Source organism: Pseudomonas sp. MONT-RG-20F-20-E-7-02 (genome assembly GCF_022662395.1).
Classification (GTDB): domain Bacteria; phylum Pseudomonadota; class Gammaproteobacteria; order Pseudomonadales; family Pseudomonadaceae; genus Aquipseudomonas.
Genome location: NZ_JAKNQN010000007.1, coordinates 408,733 through 425,584 on the forward strand (window position 1 = coordinate 408,733; position 16,852 = coordinate 425,584).

The window sequence follows — 16,852 nt, forward strand, 5'->3', positions numbered from 1 at the left end:
GCAGTGGGTCAGGCGCAACCACGGTGAGTGGCTACGCCTGAACCGCATTTCATGGGAAAGGGAAGTGAACCGGAGCGTAACGCCAGATCATATAGTTGCGCGGCTCTTTAAGGAGTCTCCATGGGTTGGTCTTATCGATTTTCAATACTTGGTTTTTTTCGAAGTAACTCGCGATGGTCGCATCGCTGCCATGTGCAGCCCTGAGGGCGGTGAATCTGTTTTCCGTTGCCGTGGCGCCTAAATTTAACAACAGCGGTCCTTTGTAACCTTTGACCGGGCGCTGTATAAGCGCGCTGAATTGGGCGGCGAATGAATTGGCACCCCCATTTGCAGAAAAACAGCTGAGCAAACGCGTATTCTTGTAGGTACTCGGATTAATGCCTGCAGAGTGCAGTAAGTTTAACAAGTCATTAGGGCTGAGCTTCTCTCTATTTGCCAGCATGGAAGCCCCTCTGGAGAGGAGCATATCCAGCACACTTGGCGTTTTGCTATGCGCTACTATGTTCAGGCGGTTGGCATTTTTATACGTGTCGACAAACGCAAATAGTTCACCGTCTACCCGCTGCATTGAACTCAGCGTTCTGCCCATCATCATTCTGTCGCGGGAGGCACTGGCGTGTTTGAATAGCTTGTTTGAAGAGTAGCGTGCAGCCGCTGTCCCCGCCGTTTTACCCGCGCCGAGCAGTCCTCCGAAAAGGCCGGTGGCTAACGACATATACTCAAGCGCTTCGGATAAGTCCGGGTCGGACTCATGGTAATACGCGGCTGCCACGCCGAAACCGGCAGAAGCAATCGCAAGCCCAATGACTGCAATCGACCAGCCTATCGACGTGCCCCCCGAAAACGGGGCCAAAATGATGCCCACGCCGCCGAGGATAACGGCGGTGGCGATTCGGGAGTCTAATAGATTGTTGACCGTTGTATATTCGTGCACAACGCGTGCTTGGCCACTGGGGTCGTGATAATTAACCGGCTCATTCTCACAATAACTGTACTCGTTAAGCCCACCTTCATTGAAAGGACTTTTTCGGTCAGGCGTGTAAAAACGTCGAATGGCTGGATTATAGAGGCGTGTGCCATTGCCCAGGTAATAACAGCCGGTCGGAAGGTCAATGGGTTGGCCGTTATAACCTATCCAGCTGTGTTCATTGAGGGCGGTGGGGCGATACCCGAAGACAGTATAAGGATAAAACTCAAGGCTGTTGGTTTTTGCGCTGGCGCTGGCAATAACGGTGCCATTAAAATCTTTTAGCTCGAAGCTGAAACGGGTCTGCGGTGTGTCCTCAAGATGAGGTTTTCTGGTTTCTTCCAATAGCACGCAAGCGTCGCTGGGGTTGAGAAGTACTGAGCGCCTGTAGACCAACGCGCCCTGTTCACTAATATAGCCATCGCGAGCGTAGGGGTGTTCGCCAATGTAATGAAAGTCGTCGTAGTAGCTGGGGCCTTTACAGGCTGTCAGGCGGCCCAGAGTGTCATAAGTATAACCGTATATCCCTTGCGGTGTGATGACGGTGCTGAGCTGCCCATCGCTGGAGTATTTAAATTCAGTATCATCTAATTTTGACAGATAACCAGCCTCGTCAAAGATGAATATTTCTTTCGTCTTGGCTGAGGCGTCCGAGGGCTCTTTAAGTGTAATATGAGACATTTGGACTGAGTCGTATGGGTTCGGAACGTACGTTTGCGTGAATCCATCACCCGTCGCGTTGAAATATTTGAGGTGTGTGAGTGTTCCACGTTTGTCATAAGAAAAAAATTCTCCACTGATCGAGTGGCCATAGGTGTTCTTGGGCAAAGAGTTTCCAGCGTAATTGCAACTTTCAAGTTGACCAGACAACGTGTAGGAATACTGGTGGCTTAGCAGGAGCACGCCGTCTCTGTCAACGCGTGTACTGGCGACTCGCCCATCCGGATCGAACGTTCGAGTTATAATTAAAGTAGGAATGTTGGGAGCGCTGAATTGCCTTCGAATTTCACGTGATTGTTCATCATAGTTGAAGTCGACGACCAGGGTGGTATTGCTGGCGATATCGGTAACCCGCTCTTGTACTAACAAACGCGTCGTCGGGCTGAACACCGACTTGGTGCGTACTTTTTTGTTATTGACCTCCGAACTCAGCTCGTCCTCTGTTTCGATGTAGTCAAATTTATCGCCGAACGCATTAGTCAAATCCAACAGGGTGCCCCTGAGGGAGTAGGTGGCCGTCACACTGTTGTCGATTTCGTTTCGGGTCGGCATGCTCGATTCGTTCGGCCTGTTTACCGTTTCTATCAGTGTTCCTTTTTGAGGGTGTGCAACAGACGTCACCTGAGCGGGTGCACGCGGTTCGCGAGTGCTGGAAGAGGGGCGAGTGTAGTGGCCGAATGTTTGAAGTCCGTCATAGACGTAGTCTTCGACGCGTCTTCCTACAGTCAGTTGAGTCATGCGGTTCAAGCCATCAAATACCCGAGAACCTATGTTGCCTATACCGGATGTGGCGTTGCCTCCACTGGGTTCCAGCGCAGACAGATTAATAGATAATACAGTGTTGGATGTGTTGGCCTTTGAATACGTGTACGCCTGGACGGTGCCAACGCCATTGCCCTGATCAAACGTGACGCGTGTAGGTCTGTCAAACCTGTCGTAGCTAATAGTGTGCTGGCCGGTGTATGCGTTAGTTTGTTTAATCAGTCTTTCTTGTACGTCATACGCTAAGGCATTGGATCGGGTGAGCAGGCCGTTGTTGTAATAAAATTCCTCAACCGTTTTTTCGTTGTTTGAGTTGGCTGAGGTGATTGATATTTTGCTCGAGTGAGTGTTTTTGTAGACAACCGATTCTTCGAGCCGTTTATTGATAGGGTCATAGATTGTATGCTCCTCAATGTTCGTTTTTGAATGGGTACGAATGGAGTTGTTACCCCAGCCGTCATAGATAAAGTGTTTACTGGCGTAGGGGCGATTGCTGCCGAGCAGAGGCGCGTCGTCGGGTGATAAACGATAGTCGTATTCCTGGATCACATCCTGACGCCCGTATTCATCGTAGGAATAATTGGAGATCAAGAGCCACGCGTTGCTCGCTGGACTTTTGCATTTTACAGTGATGGGCCTTCCAAGAGCGTCATATTCAATGGCTGTAGGGTAACCTGACTCTGGCAAGGTGGTCGTTGTGACGACGGTTTTTCTATCTTTTACTTCATAGGTAATATGCGTGGTCTGTTTAAAATCATTGTCTTGGGCGAACGCGTCTACACGTATTGTTTTGCCCAGGGCATTATAGGTGTAGGCGGTTTTATTACCCAATTTATCCAGGGTTTCAATTATGTCCCCAGTGAAACTTGAGGCTGCTTGCTGTGTAGTGAGAATCAGATTGTTCTGTACGGCTGTTTGCTGGGTGGTGAGCGTGGAGTATTGAGTGCCGTAATAGTTTGTAGCGGATAATGAATAAGTGAAATTAATGGTTCGGGAGGAAAGTGCGACCTGCTGGCCACCGGCGTCAAGGATCCAGAAGTTGAGACTTTTAATCCGTCCGAAGGAAGTTGATGGGGCGCTGAGGCTGTCGTGGTACTCGGTTTTTTCAACGGTTGCGCCCTCCCATGATTCCAGTTTTGTATAGTTGGACTGTGATGAGGTTACCGGTTCTTTTACGCTGATTTTAACAGAGGGTTTAATATGTTCAATCTGAGCTGAAGAAAGTTTGTTCAGCTTCTGGTAGCCGTAAAAGGTCCACTGAAGATCTTTTCTGTTTCCATTGTGAAAAGTGTAGGTTTTTTCGGACTCCAGGGCATGTGTAAAATACGGATAATCACCAAAGCCCTCTATGTCGATAGGTAAGTTGAATCGTTGTTTACCGTCCTTCGTGTGCTTTGGCTCCTCGGTAATCTGGTGCCGCTCCACGATTTTATAGTAGTCCAGCATATTGCCTATGGTGCCATCATATATAATTCTTACGAGGTCTTTCAGGGAAGAGGTTTCTGCCTTGTTTTTGGTGCGAGAGTAAGGAATGATTTGAACTAGCCGGTCGCGTGTGGTTGACGGCGCATAGTAGGTATACTCGGTAATCATCCCATCCTGTTCGGTTTTTATTAGATTCATTTCCTTGTCAAACGTGATTTTCTTGACCAGCGGCGTAGAAGTTTGTTTGTTTTTTTTATAGGTGGTGGTGGCAGTCAGCACAGTCTGCTGGGTTTTATCGTCGTAAGCTTTGCTTTGAGTGATCGTTGTGATGCACCCATTCTCCGTATGTGTCTCTGTCAGTGCGGTATCCGTTTGCACGTACTCGATGGTTTTTTTTATATTGGCGCAATAGCTGGTCGTCGTGGATTTTTTAGCGCTTGTGTCATAGGTATAGTGTTTGATGATGTCCGAAGAATGTCCAGTGGACAGGCGATGTGTAGCGACTTTGAATTCTTTGTTGTAATCGATGGTTTCTGTAAGTCCTAAGGAGGTTTCTATTTTTGTTATTTGATTTTGTTTATTGAGGGTCAACTTTTCCCACTCTCCACCTTCGGGGTCTCCTATGCTGAGCAGCTCGTTTGAGAGGGAGAAGGTTTGCTCATTGTTGGTGTTTGGGAATAGCGTAAATTTTTTAATCTTGCTGTCTGTGTTATCTGTTTTCGAGAAAAGTACGGTGTTGCTGTCATCGGTGATCTTTGTGATGCCGGTGAAACCAACGTCGGTATGATTTGTATGAGCGTCGTATTCAAAGCTGATTTGGAGGCCTGAGCTATTTATAATTGTTTTTGTCTGATAAAACCTGCGATAGGGAAGTGTGATTTTGAGGTCGGGGTCTTTGATGTCAATATAGCGTTCATCACTGTGAAGGGTCAGTATTTCGACGGTTCTGTTTTTTCGATAAATGTACAGGTCCTCTCCGCGCTGGATAATGCTGATGACATTGAGAGATACAGGCAGAGATGTTGTTTTTAGTGTCTCCCCGGTATAAAGAGAAATTTCATATTTTCCAACGTCCTTGCCACCGGCTTTCGTGTAGAAAAAACTGATGGTACTGGCGGCGCCCACTGTAATTCCGGCAACTTTGCGTATTGGGTCGCTGAGGTATTCAGCCTTCAGGGCGATGCTCGGTCCGCGCCCTTGATTTCCGACTAATGTCGCGACATTGACTTGGTGGTGGAAACTGCCGTTGATGGGGTCGACTCCATTTTTAATGCTCATGATTAACTCCATTTTTATATGAGTATGGAATGCAGGTAGTCGATTTTATGGCTGAGGTACAGCGCGAATAACTGTGAGAATCGACAGTTTTTTAGACGTTTTTAATAGTCGGTTTATTTCGGATATGAATAAGCGAGCGGTCAGCGCACGCACTGGAAAAGTTATAGTTTTTCAAGCGCCCCCTCAGCCAAATCAAGTAGCTGCAGGTCTTGTTGGTATCTGGGTATCCCTCTACGGGTGTTTGCCGGCCTTTCACCGAACCTTCATCGCAATCACCCAAACCTGTCACCAAACCGTTACACGTGGCATGGATCATCGCCGGGTTCCTGAGCGAGTGGTCAGGAAGCCAAGCGTCGTCTGCCAACGGGTGCCGAGCGACGACCCATACAACAGAGCAACGTCAGTAAGGGATCTACAGGTGAACTACAACAACGTATATGCCCTGCTTTTAGCATCGGGCCTGGGTGGTTTTGCGCCGCTGGTTTTGGCGGACGACACTCAAGATGTGGGTTCGGTGAACGTGGCCGGCAAACAAACCCTGGGCAACGGGCACATGATTCGCGAAGAAAGTGCCAAGGCGCGGTCGACGGTGACCAAGGAAGCCATGGACGAAATGTCGGCGACCGCCAATGCCATCGACAAGCTCAAGTACACGCCGGGCATCAACGTTTCCAGCGACGACGCGAGCGGCACCAGTGGCACCAACTTCACCATGCGCGGCATGAGCTCCGACCAGGTCGGGGTGTCTGTCGACGGCGTGCCGATCAACGATTCGGGCAACTACAGCGTCTATTCAAACCAGCTGGGCGACCCGGAAAACCTCGCTGAAGTGTTTGTCACCCAGGGCTCTTCCGAGGCGGACGGCCCGCATATCGGCTCCAGCGGCGGCAACATCGGCATGATCACCATTCGGCCGACTCAAGAGTCCGGGCTGTTCGCCAAACAGATTGTCGGTGCCAATGACTTGCGCAAGACCTTCGTGCGGGTCAATACCGGTGATTTCGGTGGGCTCAAGACGTGGGTGTCGGCGTCTCACCTGGAAGGCGACAAATGGCGCGGCAAAGGCACGATGCGCAGCGACAAAGTCGAGTGGAGCAGCCTGTTCGAGGACGGCAGCGGCAACTCGACTCTGGCCACGGTGAAGTACAACAACCAGGAAAACTACAACTACAACACCCTGAGCAAGGCGCAGTTCGACAATGAAGGGCGGCGCAAGGACTACTCGGAAACGCCGGTTTATAAGGCAGGTTTGTTGTCGTCGTCCTACAAGCTCAACCGCAATCCGTTCGAAAGCGTCAACGCCACGCTGACCCAGCGCTGGCAGTTGCAAGACAACCTGGCGCTGACGGTTACGCCGTATTACTACTGGGCCAACGGTGGCAGTTTCAGCGGTCAGACTGCGTCGAACCTGGGGCCAAAATCCGACAAGGCCGGCAACTACGACCTGAGCAACCTGCAATCGGCCAATTACTATCGCCCTTCGTGGACCGAGACCTGGCGCCCTGGCGTCACCGCCAAACTGAAATGGGACATCAACGAAGCACACAGTCTGGACTACGGCTATTGGTATGAACGCGCACGCCAGCGTCAGACCCAACCCTTTATCGGGATCAACAGCGAAGGCGCGCCGGATGATGTGTGGGGCGACTACAACAGCGGCGGCCAAGTGGTCGACAAGAACGGCGCCACCGTCCAGGGCCGCCACTATTACACCGTCACCCCGTCGCAGAAACTCTGGGTGCAGGACAGCTGGCAAGCCACGCCGGACCTGAGTTTTGTCGGCGCCCTGGCGTACCAATATGTCGAACGTGACGGCAACAACTTGGGCAGTCTGTACGACAAGCCGGAAAAACGTAACACCCGTTACCACCAGTTCTTGCCGAGTTTCAGCGCCAAGTACCAGGTCGACGAGAGCAACCAGGCGTTCTACAACGTCACCCGCAACATGCGCACGCCACCCAACTACGTGCTGTACAACAAGGGCGATTCCGTCAGCTTGAAGTCCGAGTTGAGCTGGAACCAGGAACTCGGCTGGCGCTACACCGAAGACGATATGGCATTGAGCGCGACCTTGTTCTATATCAGCTTCAAGGACCGCCAGGTGTCGACCACCGACTCTGCCGGTGACTACATGGTGCTCAACGTCGGCAGCGTCGAGAACAAAGGCCTGGAGCTGGAGTGGAGTGGCCTGCTGCCGCATAACTTTAACTACTACGCTTCGTACACCTACACGAAGTCGGAGCAGCAAGACAATTTGCTCAGCAAAAACGTATTGTTGCCCACGGCAGGCAAGCAACTGGCCAACGTGCCGGAAAACATGTTCAACCTGGTGTTCGGGTATGACGATGCGCGCTTCTACGGCAACATCGCGGGCAAATACGTCGGCAGCTTCTATGGCGATTTGACCAACAAGGAAAAGATCGAAGGCCGCACGGTGTTCGACCTGAACGCTGGTATTTACTTGCCGGTGGACAAGAAGGTCATCAAGTCAGCGGCGTTGCGGTTCTCGATGCTCAACGTGTTCGACAAGGAATACCTGAGTTCGGCGCGCACCGTGGCATTCAACTCGGCCCCGGTGAATGGCCTGGCGCCGAGCACTGCGTATTACAACGTGGGTGAAGAGCGCACGGCGATGGTGTCGTTGGAAGCCAATTTCTAAGCCCGCAGAAGAACTGAATGTGGGAGGCTTGTGTGGGAGCTGGCTTGCCTGCGATGCAGACACCTCGGTTTTTCATCAGTACCCAGTTGAGGCTATCGCAGGCAAGCCAGCTCCCACAAAAGCCCGCTCCCACATTAGTTCTGCAGTGTTTTGCAGATTAGCTATTTCAAGGCAGCCATGATCGCATCCGGGTTGTAATCGCGAATCAACGTGCCATTCACGTCCACAAACGGAATCCCGCCGCCGCCCAGCGCCTCATAGGCCTTGCGCGCCTGGGCGTCTTTCTCGATATCCAGCGCCTGGTACGGGATGCCTTTCTGGTCCAGGAAGCGCCGGATCTGCTTGCAGTAGCCACACCACTCGGTGGAATAGAGCACCACGCGCGCTGAGGCGCGTATTTGCTCAGACACCATCTGCGAGGGGTTGAACAGCCGCTCAATCTTGCCCCAGTTCTGGATGACCACCACGACCAGCAATACCAACAGGACTTTCTTCAGAACCCCGCCGAGCATCAGTTACGGCGCTTGAGCTGGTCGGTCAGTTGGGTCGGCAGGCCCTTGATGATCAAGGTGCCGGCGGCTTCGTCGTATTCGATCTTGTCGCCCAACAGGTGGGCTTCAAAGCTGATGGACAAGCCTTCAGCGCGGCCGGTGAAGCGGCGGAACTGGTTAAGGGTGCGTTTATCGGCGGGGATCTCCGGCGACAGGCCGTAGTCCTTGTTGCGGATATGGTCGTAGAACGCCTTAGGCCGATCTTCATCGATCAAACCCGACAGTTCTTCCAGGCCCATCGGCTCGCCGAGCTTGGCCTGGCTGCTGGCGTAGTCCACCAGGGTTTTGGTTTTCTCGCGGGCGGATTCGTCCGGCAGGTCTTCGCTTTCCACGAAGTCACTGAAGGCCTTGAGCAAAGTGCGGGTCTCGCCCGGGCCGTCGACGCCTTCCTGGCAGCCGATAAAGTCGCGGAAATACTCGGAGACCTTCTTGCCGTTCTTGCCCTTGATAAACGAGATGTACTGCTTGGACTGCTTGTTGTTCTGCCACTCGGAGACGTTGATGCGCGCCGCCAGGTGCAGTTGGCCGAGGTCCAGGTGGCGTGACGGGGTCACGTCCAGCTCATCGGTCACGGCCACGCCTTCGCTGTGGTGGAGCAGGGCGATGGCCAGGTAGTCCGTCATGCCTTGTTGGTAGTGGGCAAACAGCACGTGGCCGCCGGTGGAGAGGTTGGATTCCTCCATCAGCTTTTGCAGGTGCTCGACCGCCGTGCGGCTGAAGGTGGTGAAATCCTGGCCACCGTCGAAATAGTCCTTCAACCAGCCGCTGAACGGGTGCGCGCCGGACTCGGCATGGAAGAAACCCCAGGCCTTGCCTTGTTTGGCGTTATAGCTCTCGTTGAGGTCGGCAAGCATGTTCTCGATGGCGGCGGACTCGGACAGCTCCGAATCGCGGGCATGCAGAACTGCAGGTGTGCCGTCGGGTTTTTTGTCGATCAGGTGAACAATGCAATGACGGATCGGCATAGGCTTCTCGGCTGGTTGAAGGGGAGCGGTTGGCCTCCCCAAAAAGTCGCCCAGTGTACCGCACCCATTGGGCATGGCACGCTTCGAAGGGCGTTTTGGCTGCTCTCCGACGGCCTATATGCCTTTTTTTCACGGTTTAGAGCGATAAAGCTGACCAAATGGGTATGTTGAGGCGGATATTTCCCCGTCTCTGTGCTAGTTTTGCCCCGTCTTACGCCAAGACTCGGCGTTAAGCGTGCATTCAGCATCTGTCAGGTCGAACCAATCCCCGTTTCAAGCATCTATAACCCCGATCTCCGTGGTTATGGCCGGGGGTGCCAGGCCATGACGGTCGGGCTCGACGGCTGACACTGCACTCTGCAATCCATATGAATTTGATAGGGAAGGAACACCACAATGGCTATTACTAAAGACCAACTGATCGCTGACCTGGCTGAAGCAGTAGACGCACCGAAAACTACCGTGCGCGCTCTGCTGGACCAACTGAGCCAAGTTGTTGCTGACCAGCTGGAAAACGGCGGCGAAATCACTCTGCCAGGCGTTGGCAAACTGAAAGTGACTGAGCGTCCAGCCCGTACTGGCCGTAACCCTTCGACTGGCGCTGCCATCGAAATCGCTGCCAAGAAAGTTATCAAGCTGGTTGTGGCCAAAGGCCTGACCGACGCTGTTAACAAGTAAGACGCAGCAAAAAAAACCGTGCTCCGGAGCAATCCGGGCACGGTTTTTTGTTGCCTGCGGTTTGTGCTGGGCTTTCTTGGGTTAGTCGCGCACCCAGCGCTGGCGCCAGATCTGCTGCTCATTCTTGGTCTGGAAGGTCCAGGCCACAAAACGGCTTTGCTTCTGGCCCTGGGACATCTCCACCACCTGGCTTTCGAGTACGCCGGCTTTTTTCAAGGCGGTCTCGATCGCGGGCAAGTTCGACGCTTTTGACACCAGGGTGCTGAACCACAACACCTTGTGGGCAAAGTGCGCACTCTCGGCGATCAGCTGCGTTACAAAGCGCGCTTCACCGCCTTCACACCACAACTCTGCCGATTGGCCACCGAAGTTCAGCACCGGCAACTTGCGCTTGGGGTCGGCCTTGCCCAGGGCGCGCCATTTACGCTCGCTGCCCTTGGTGGCTTCGTCCATGGACGCGTGGAACGGCGGGTTGCACATGGTCAGGTCAAAGCGTTCGCCCGGCTCCAGCAGGCCCAGCAGGATCTGCTTGGGGTTGGTTTGCTGGCGCAGTTGGATGACCTTGCTCAGGTCATTGGACTGCACGATGGCCTTGGCAGCCGCCACGGCGATCGGGTCGACTTCCGAGCCGAGGAAATTCCAGCGGTACTCCATATAGCCAATCAGCGGATAGACGCAGTTGGCGCCCATGCCGATGTCCAGCACCTTGACGATGGAACCGCGCGGGATCTTGCCGTCGTTGACGCTGGCCAACAGGTCGGCAAGGAAATGCACGTAGTCCGCGCGCCCCGGAACCGGCGGGCAGAGGTAATCCTGCGGGATATCCCAATGCTGGATGCCATAGAAGGCTTTCAACAGCGCCCGGTTGAACACCCGCACCGCGTCCGGGCTGGCAAAGTCGATACTTTCTTTGCCATAAGGGTTGATGATCACGAATTGCGCCAGTTCCGGCGTGGTCTTGATCAGCGCCGGGAAGTCGTAACGGCCGGTGTGGCGGTTGCGCGGGTGCAGGGTAGCCTCTTTGCGCGGGGCGACGGGCTTGGCCGTGGCTGCGGTTTTAGGCTTCTTGCGCGGTGGTTTAGGTGTGCTGGGGGCGGTCATGATGATTCTGGTGTTGGCTCAAAGTGGTGGGCATTGTCACACATCCTGAGCACAACTCGGTCAAATGTGGGAGCTGGCTTGCCTGCGATGGCATCGCTTCGGTCTTACAGATACACCGAGTCGACTGCATCGCAGGCAAGCCAGCTCCCACATTGATTGGGTTTTCAAGGCAAAAAAAAGGACCCGAAGGTCCCTTTTCTCACACGGTTTGCACCTTACAGGCTGGAAATCCGCGCATGCTGCTCCGCCAGTTTGCCCAGGGCTTGTTCAGCCTCAGCCAACTTGGCGCGTTCCTTATCGATCACCTCCGCCGGCGCCTTGTCGACGAACGCCGCGTTGGACAGCTTGCCGCCCACTCGCTGCACTTCGCCTTGCAGGCGGGCGATTTCCTTGTCGAGGCGGGCCAGTTCGGCGCCCTTGTCGATCAGGCCGGCCATCGGCACCAGTACTTCCATCTCGCCAACCAGCGCGGTCGCGGACAGCGGTGCTTCGGCGTCGTAAGCCAATACCGTGATCGACTCCAGCTTCGCCAGCTTCTTGAGCAGCGCGTCGTTCTCGGTGAGGCGACGCTGATCGTCGGCGCTGGCGTTCTTCACGAATACGGCCAGTGGCTTGCCCGGCCCGATGTTCATCTCGGCGCGGATGTTGCGCGTGCCGAGCATCAGGGTCTTGAGCCATTCGATATCGCTTTCGGCCGCCTCATCGATGCGTGCTTCGTTGGCCACTGGCCAAGGTTGCAGCATGATGGTCTTGCCTTCGATACCGGCCAGCGGCGCGAGGCGCTGCCAGATTTCTTCGGTGATGAACGGCATGAACGGGTGCGCCAGGCGCAGGGCCACTTCGAGCACGCGCACCAGGGTGCGGCGGGTGCCGCGCTGGCGCTCGATCGGCGCGTTTTCGTCCCACAGCACAGGCTTGGACAGTTCCAGGTACCAGTCGCAATACTGGTTCCAGATGAACTCGTACAAGGCCTGTGCGGCCAGGTCGAAACGGAATTGGTCGAGTTGGCGGGTCACTTCGGCTTCGGTGCGTTGCAGCTGCGAGATGATCCAGCGATCAGCCAGGCTCAGCTCATAGGCTTCGCCGTTCTGGCCGCAGTCTTCGCCTTTATCCAGCACGTAGCGCGCGGCGTTCCAGATCTTGTTGCAGAAGTTGCGATAGCCCTCGACGCGGCCCATGTCGAACTTGATGTCGCGACCAGTGGAGGCCAGCGAGCAGAAGGTAAAGCGCAGGGCGTCGGTGCCGTAGCTGGCGATGCCGTCGGCGAACTCGTCGCGGGTCTGCTTCTCGATCTTCTTCGCCAGTTTCGGCTGCATCAGGCCCGAGGTGCGTTTCTGCACCAGGGTTTCCAGGTCGATGCCGTCGATGATGTCCAGCGGGTCCAGGACGTTGCCTTTGGACTTGGACATCTTCTGGCCCTGGCCATCACGCACCAGGCCGTGCACGTACACGGTCTTGAACGGTACTTGCGGGGTGCCGTCCTCGTTCTTCACCAGGTGCATGGTGAGCATGATCATCCGGGCAACCCAGAAGAAAATGATGTCGAAACCGGTGACCAGCACGTCGGTGGAGTGGAATTTCTTCAGGAACTCGGTTTGCTGCGGCCAGCCCAGGGTGGAGAAGGTCCACAGGCCGGAGCTGAACCAGGTGTCCAGCACGTCGTTGTCCTGTTGCAGCACAACGTCCGGGCCGAGGTTGTGCTTGGCGCGCACTTCGGCTTCGTCGCGGCCTACATAGACCTTGCCCGACTCGTCGTACCAGGCCGGAATGCGGTGGCCCCACCACAGCTGACGGCTGATGCACCAATCCTGGATGTCGCGCATCCACGAGAAGTACATGTTTTCGTACTGTTTGGGCACGAACTGGATACGGCCATCTTCCACGGCGGCAATGGCAGGTTCTGCCAGCGGCTTGGTGGACACGTACCACTGGTCGGTCAGCCAAGGCTCGATGACCGTGCCGGAGCGGTCGCCCTTCGGCACTTTCAGGCCGTGGTCATCAACGCTGACCAGCAGGCCGGCGGCGTCGAAGGCGGCCACGATTTGCTTGCGCGCTTCAAAACGGTCAAGACCGGCGTATTCGGCCGGGATCTTGCCGTCGATGCTTTCGTTCAGCGTGCCGTCCAGGTTGAATACCTGGCAGGCCGGCAGCACGGCGGCGTTCTTGTCGAAGATGTTCAGCAGCGGCAGGTTATGGCGCTTGCCGACTTCATAGTCGTTGAAATCGTGGGCCGGGGTGATTTTCACGCAGCCGGTGCCGAATTCAGGGTCGCAGTAGTCGTCCGCGATAATCGGGATGCGACGACCCACCAGCGGCAGTTCGACGAACTTGCCGATCAGCGCCTGGTAGCGCTCATCGTTCGGGTTAACGGCCACGGCGGCGTCGCCGAGCATGGTTTCCGGACGGGTGGTGGCGACGATCAGGTAGTCGTTGCCTTCAGCGGTCTTGGCGCCGTCGGCCAGCGGGTACTTGAGGTTCCACAGGAAACCTTTCTCGTCGTGGTTTTCCACTTCAAGGTCGGAAATCGCCGTGTGCAACTTGGTGTCCCAGTTGACCAGGCGCTTGCCGCGGTAGATCAGGCCGTCTTCGTGCAAGCGTACAAAGGCTTCTTTCACGGCTTCCGACAGGCCGTCGTCCATGGTGAAGCGTTCGCGGCTCCAGTCTACGGACGAGCCCAGGCGACGGATCTGACGGCTGATGTTGCCACCGGACTGGTCTTTCCATTCCCAGATTTTTTCCAGGAATTTCTCGCGACCCAGGTCATGACGGTTCTGGCCGGTGGCTTCGAGTTGGCGTTCCACCAGCATCTGCGTGGCGATACCCGCGTGGTCCGTGCCCGGTTGCCACAGGGTGTTGCGGCCCTGCATGCGGCGGAAACGGATCAACGCATCCATGATCGCATTGTTGAAGCCATGGCCCATGTGCAGGCTGCCAGTGACGTTCGGTGGCGGAATCATGATGGTGTAGGAATCACCCGCGCCTTGCGGAGCGAAATAATTCTCGGACTCCCAGGTCTCGTACCAGGAAGTTTCAATAGCGTGCGGCTGGTAGGTCTTATCCATGCGCGGCGGGACCCTAGTTGGCATTAATTCAGGAAAGCCGACAAGTATAACGGGGATGGCCGCGAAGGCGTAGAGCGAGTAGGTGCGGGGGAACAAATTCTACGGCGCCTGCGCTAGCAGTCACGCACCGTGGCTATGAGGGCATCGCGACGCACGGGGTCTGGTCTGGGGGGGAATTCCCCCACGTCGCCCGTGTTGCTCATTGGCACGTGGGGGTAATTCACGTGCAGCGCTCAGTCGTACTCGCGCAGCGTACCCAGGTCGGAACGAGGGGCAGGGAGATAGAGTGCGGCTATTTTCTGCTGGCCTGCAGGCGTGATGGGAAAGCCCCAAGCAGTAAAAAAGCCTCTTAGATCTGCCGATGCGGCAATGCTGGAAAAGAGCGCCAGGTTGTCGAATGCCGTGTCTCGGGCAGGTGCAAAACCGCTGGATGACCACTTCTCTCGAGCGGTTTTGTTCATGGTGGGCCAGAAGCCTTCACCAAAGCCGAGCCTTAACTGTTCCAGCGGAATAAGAAGTTCGTAAACACTGCCGTAAGAACTCATGCTCATGTTTGGGCTGTTGTATTTTGGCAGGGTGATATCCCATAAACTCTGTCCTGCGGAATTTCTATCCAATAAGGTACTTTTTTTGCCCAGTGCGCGCTCTACCGCTAAAGCGCCCAGGTTGTTGGTGACCTCGCTAAATTCGGGCGCGAAATAACTAAGCATCTGGTTCTGGTGACCCAGTTCATGGGCAACGCCCCACGATTCCAGCGCAAGTGTCTTGGGGTCCATCAATATATAGCCAACGCCTTCTGGAAAGGCAGTGTAGAAGTGAGTGGCGTAGGCGAACCCGCCGCCTTGGAATTTACCATGGCATATATGAAACTTCAGCGGTGCTCGAGTGTGGAGTGCCGTAGAGCCATCCAGGCCAATAAGCGCTTCCTCCGCTGACACTATTCTCTCATAGGTCTGCATGAGTTCATTGAGGTCGATATGCTGATACGCCACTGCGCTGTCGCGCAGAATCGTCAGGATGACCCGCTCCGACACAAACTCCACTTGAGGCGATTGTACGAGTACGCGCAACATTTCTCGGTAATGTAATAGGCTGGTTTTGCCATGTTCGAAGTAAGGCACCGGAATCATGCCGCCTTGGAAGGTAATTTGCACACGGTTGTCTATACCGGTCATATTGAAATAGATCATTCCCCCGTCGGGGTCGGTGATTACGTTCTGCCCGGCGTTGAGTGAGTAGATGCGTGAATTCATAGAGGCACCCGGCGCCGGGTTAGTGTCGGGAGCACCAATATGCAATTCGGGCTGTGCATTGCCATTATTGCTCAGCACTGCCAGGTTCAGTTGGAGTGCGGCCCCCGCAGGCAAATAGAAACCTGTGGGCTGGCGAGGACTGTTCGCATGCCAGTTTCCCACTCGTTGAATGGCTCCCAGAGGGTCCACGGTTCCGTTGAATACAACGGGCGTCAGGGTGACGGTCATCGTGGTGGCCGTCCAGCCAGACACCTGACCCCCGCCGGCGTTGAATTCTGCAAGGGCCAGTGGCGTCGAGTCCGGGTAGAGATCCTGGCTCAGTTGCAGTAGCCAATCGCCGTTTATATCTGCCTGGGATTTACCATACAAAATGCCGCCGCCACTGATGTAAACGTAGACCATCGCATTGGCTGCCGCTTTGCCGATGATCAATGGGCGAAGTGAAGTGACGTTGGTTGAGCTGGTAATGATAGGTGCACTGCCGTTGGCAAGCGCGGTGCCGGTCGTGGGAGCTCCGTTCACGGTCATGGTGACGTTCGTCCAGCCAGAGACCTGACCACCGTCGATATTGAATTCTGCGAGGGCAAGTGGCGTCGCGCCTGAATAGAGATCCTGGCTCAGTTGCAGTTGCCAATTGCCGTGTATGTCTGCCTGGGGTTTACCATACAAAATGCCGCCGCCACTGATGTAAACGTAGACGATCGCATTGGCTGCCGCTTTGCCGGTAATCAATGGGCGTGTGGAAGTGACGTTAGTTGGGCTGGTGATAACAGGTGCACTGCCATTGGCAAGGGCGGTATCGGTCGCAAAAATATTAAGTGTGATGTAGGTGTAGTCAGAGAGCTTTTCCGTGTGGCTGTAATGGGCAAAGTTATAGGTATGCGAGCCAGGTTTCAGATCCTGACCAGGCGTAAATTTCCAGACGCCTTTAATGTCGGCGTAGGTGTCGCCAAGGTAAGTATTGTTTTCATCAAATGCACCAATTCTTGCATTCGGAACGGAGCGGCCAGTGAATTGTTGTCGCAGCGACACGACGGTGCTGTTATTCGTCGGGCTAGTGATGACGGGTGGTGTGTAATTGGCCATGGATGCGTTACCTAAGTGTCAATGTGATAGCCGTATCGGCTGACAGCCGCGCGGTCAGGGTGAACTGCCCGAACATGAGCGTGACCTTGCCGGGAGCCAGGTCTTGGGCAAAGGTGTAGGTCCAGTCGCCATTGGCGTTGGCGTAGCAATCGCCGTAGTAAACGTTGACGGCCTCGTTGTGCACACAAATCCTGCCGTTGGGCGCGGCCTTGCCGGTGACGGTGGGGCGCAGTGTCTGGACACTGCTGTTGTTGGCCGGGGTGGAAATGGTCGGCGGCGTGGTCGTGGTCATGCCCGTTGTGGCTGAGAGCGTCAGCGTGTGCGCCGTATCGGCCGACAGCCGCG

Annotated in this window: 9 protein-coding genes; 2 read left to right on the top strand and 7 right to left on the bottom strand. The window is 55.0% G+C overall.

Going from position 1 to position 16,852, the window contains the following annotated elements:
• Positions 1-49 precede the first annotated feature (49 nt).
• Entirely contained in the window at positions 50-5,152 is a 5,103-nt protein-coding gene (locus L8I05_RS22015) for an RHS repeat-associated core domain-containing protein (RefSeq protein ID WP_242171514.1), read from the bottom strand.
• A gap of 418 nt (positions 5,153-5,570) precedes the next feature.
• Here L8I05_RS22015 and L8I05_RS22020 point away from each other — a divergent pair, with 418 nt between their 5' ends.
• Positions 5,571-7,811: a TonB-dependent receptor gene (locus L8I05_RS22020; RefSeq protein ID WP_242171515.1), complete on the top strand. Its 2,241-nt coding sequence runs from the start codon at positions 5,571-5,573 to the stop codon at positions 7,809-7,811.
• A 161-nt stretch (positions 7,812-7,972) separates the two neighbouring features.
• On the opposite strand, the gene L8I05_RS22025 is transcribed toward L8I05_RS22020, so the two are convergent.
• The gene (locus L8I05_RS22025; protein ID WP_242171517.1) at positions 7,973-8,323 is read right to left on the bottom strand and encodes a glutaredoxin family protein; all 351 of its coding nucleotides are present in this window, start codon (positions 8,321-8,323) and stop codon (positions 7,973-7,975) included.
• Entirely contained in the window at positions 8,323-9,327 is a 1,005-nt protein-coding gene (gene yejK, locus L8I05_RS22030) for a nucleoid-associated protein YejK (RefSeq protein ID WP_177016398.1), read from the bottom strand. Before yejK ends, L8I05_RS22025 begins: the two co-directional genes overlap by 1 nt.
• A gap of 396 nt (positions 9,328-9,723) precedes the next feature.
• On the opposite strand from yejK, the gene L8I05_RS22035 reads away from it, so the two are divergent.
• Positions 9,724-10,005 (top strand): HU family DNA-binding protein, encoded by a 282-nt coding sequence (locus L8I05_RS22035; protein ID WP_003188840.1) that lies wholly within the window; start codon positions 9,724-9,726, stop codon positions 10,003-10,005.
• Between the two features lie 81 nt (positions 10,006-10,086).
• On the opposite strand, the gene rlmF is transcribed toward L8I05_RS22035, so the two are convergent.
• The 4 genes from rlmF to L8I05_RS22055 form a co-directional block, all read right to left on the bottom strand.
• A complete protein-coding gene (gene rlmF / locus L8I05_RS22040) occupies positions 10,087-11,106 on the bottom strand; it encodes a 23S rRNA (adenine(1618)-N(6))-methyltransferase RlmF (protein ID WP_242171519.1) in 1,020 nt (339 codons plus the stop codon).
• Positions 11,107-11,321: 215 nt separating this feature from the next.
• Positions 11,322-14,168 (bottom strand): valine--tRNA ligase, encoded by a 2,847-nt coding sequence (locus tag L8I05_RS22045; RefSeq protein WP_242171521.1) that lies wholly within the window; start codon positions 14,166-14,168, stop codon positions 11,322-11,324.
• Positions 14,169-14,401: 233 nt separating this feature from the next.
• Positions 14,402-16,507: a M60 family metallopeptidase gene (locus L8I05_RS22050; protein ID WP_242171523.1), complete on the bottom strand. Its 2,106-nt coding sequence runs from the start codon at positions 16,505-16,507 to the stop codon at positions 14,402-14,404.
• Between the two features lie 7 nt (positions 16,508-16,514).
• The coding region (locus tag L8I05_RS22055; protein ID WP_242171525.1) for a hypothetical protein at positions 16,515-16,852 on the bottom strand (338 nt) is incomplete at its 5' end.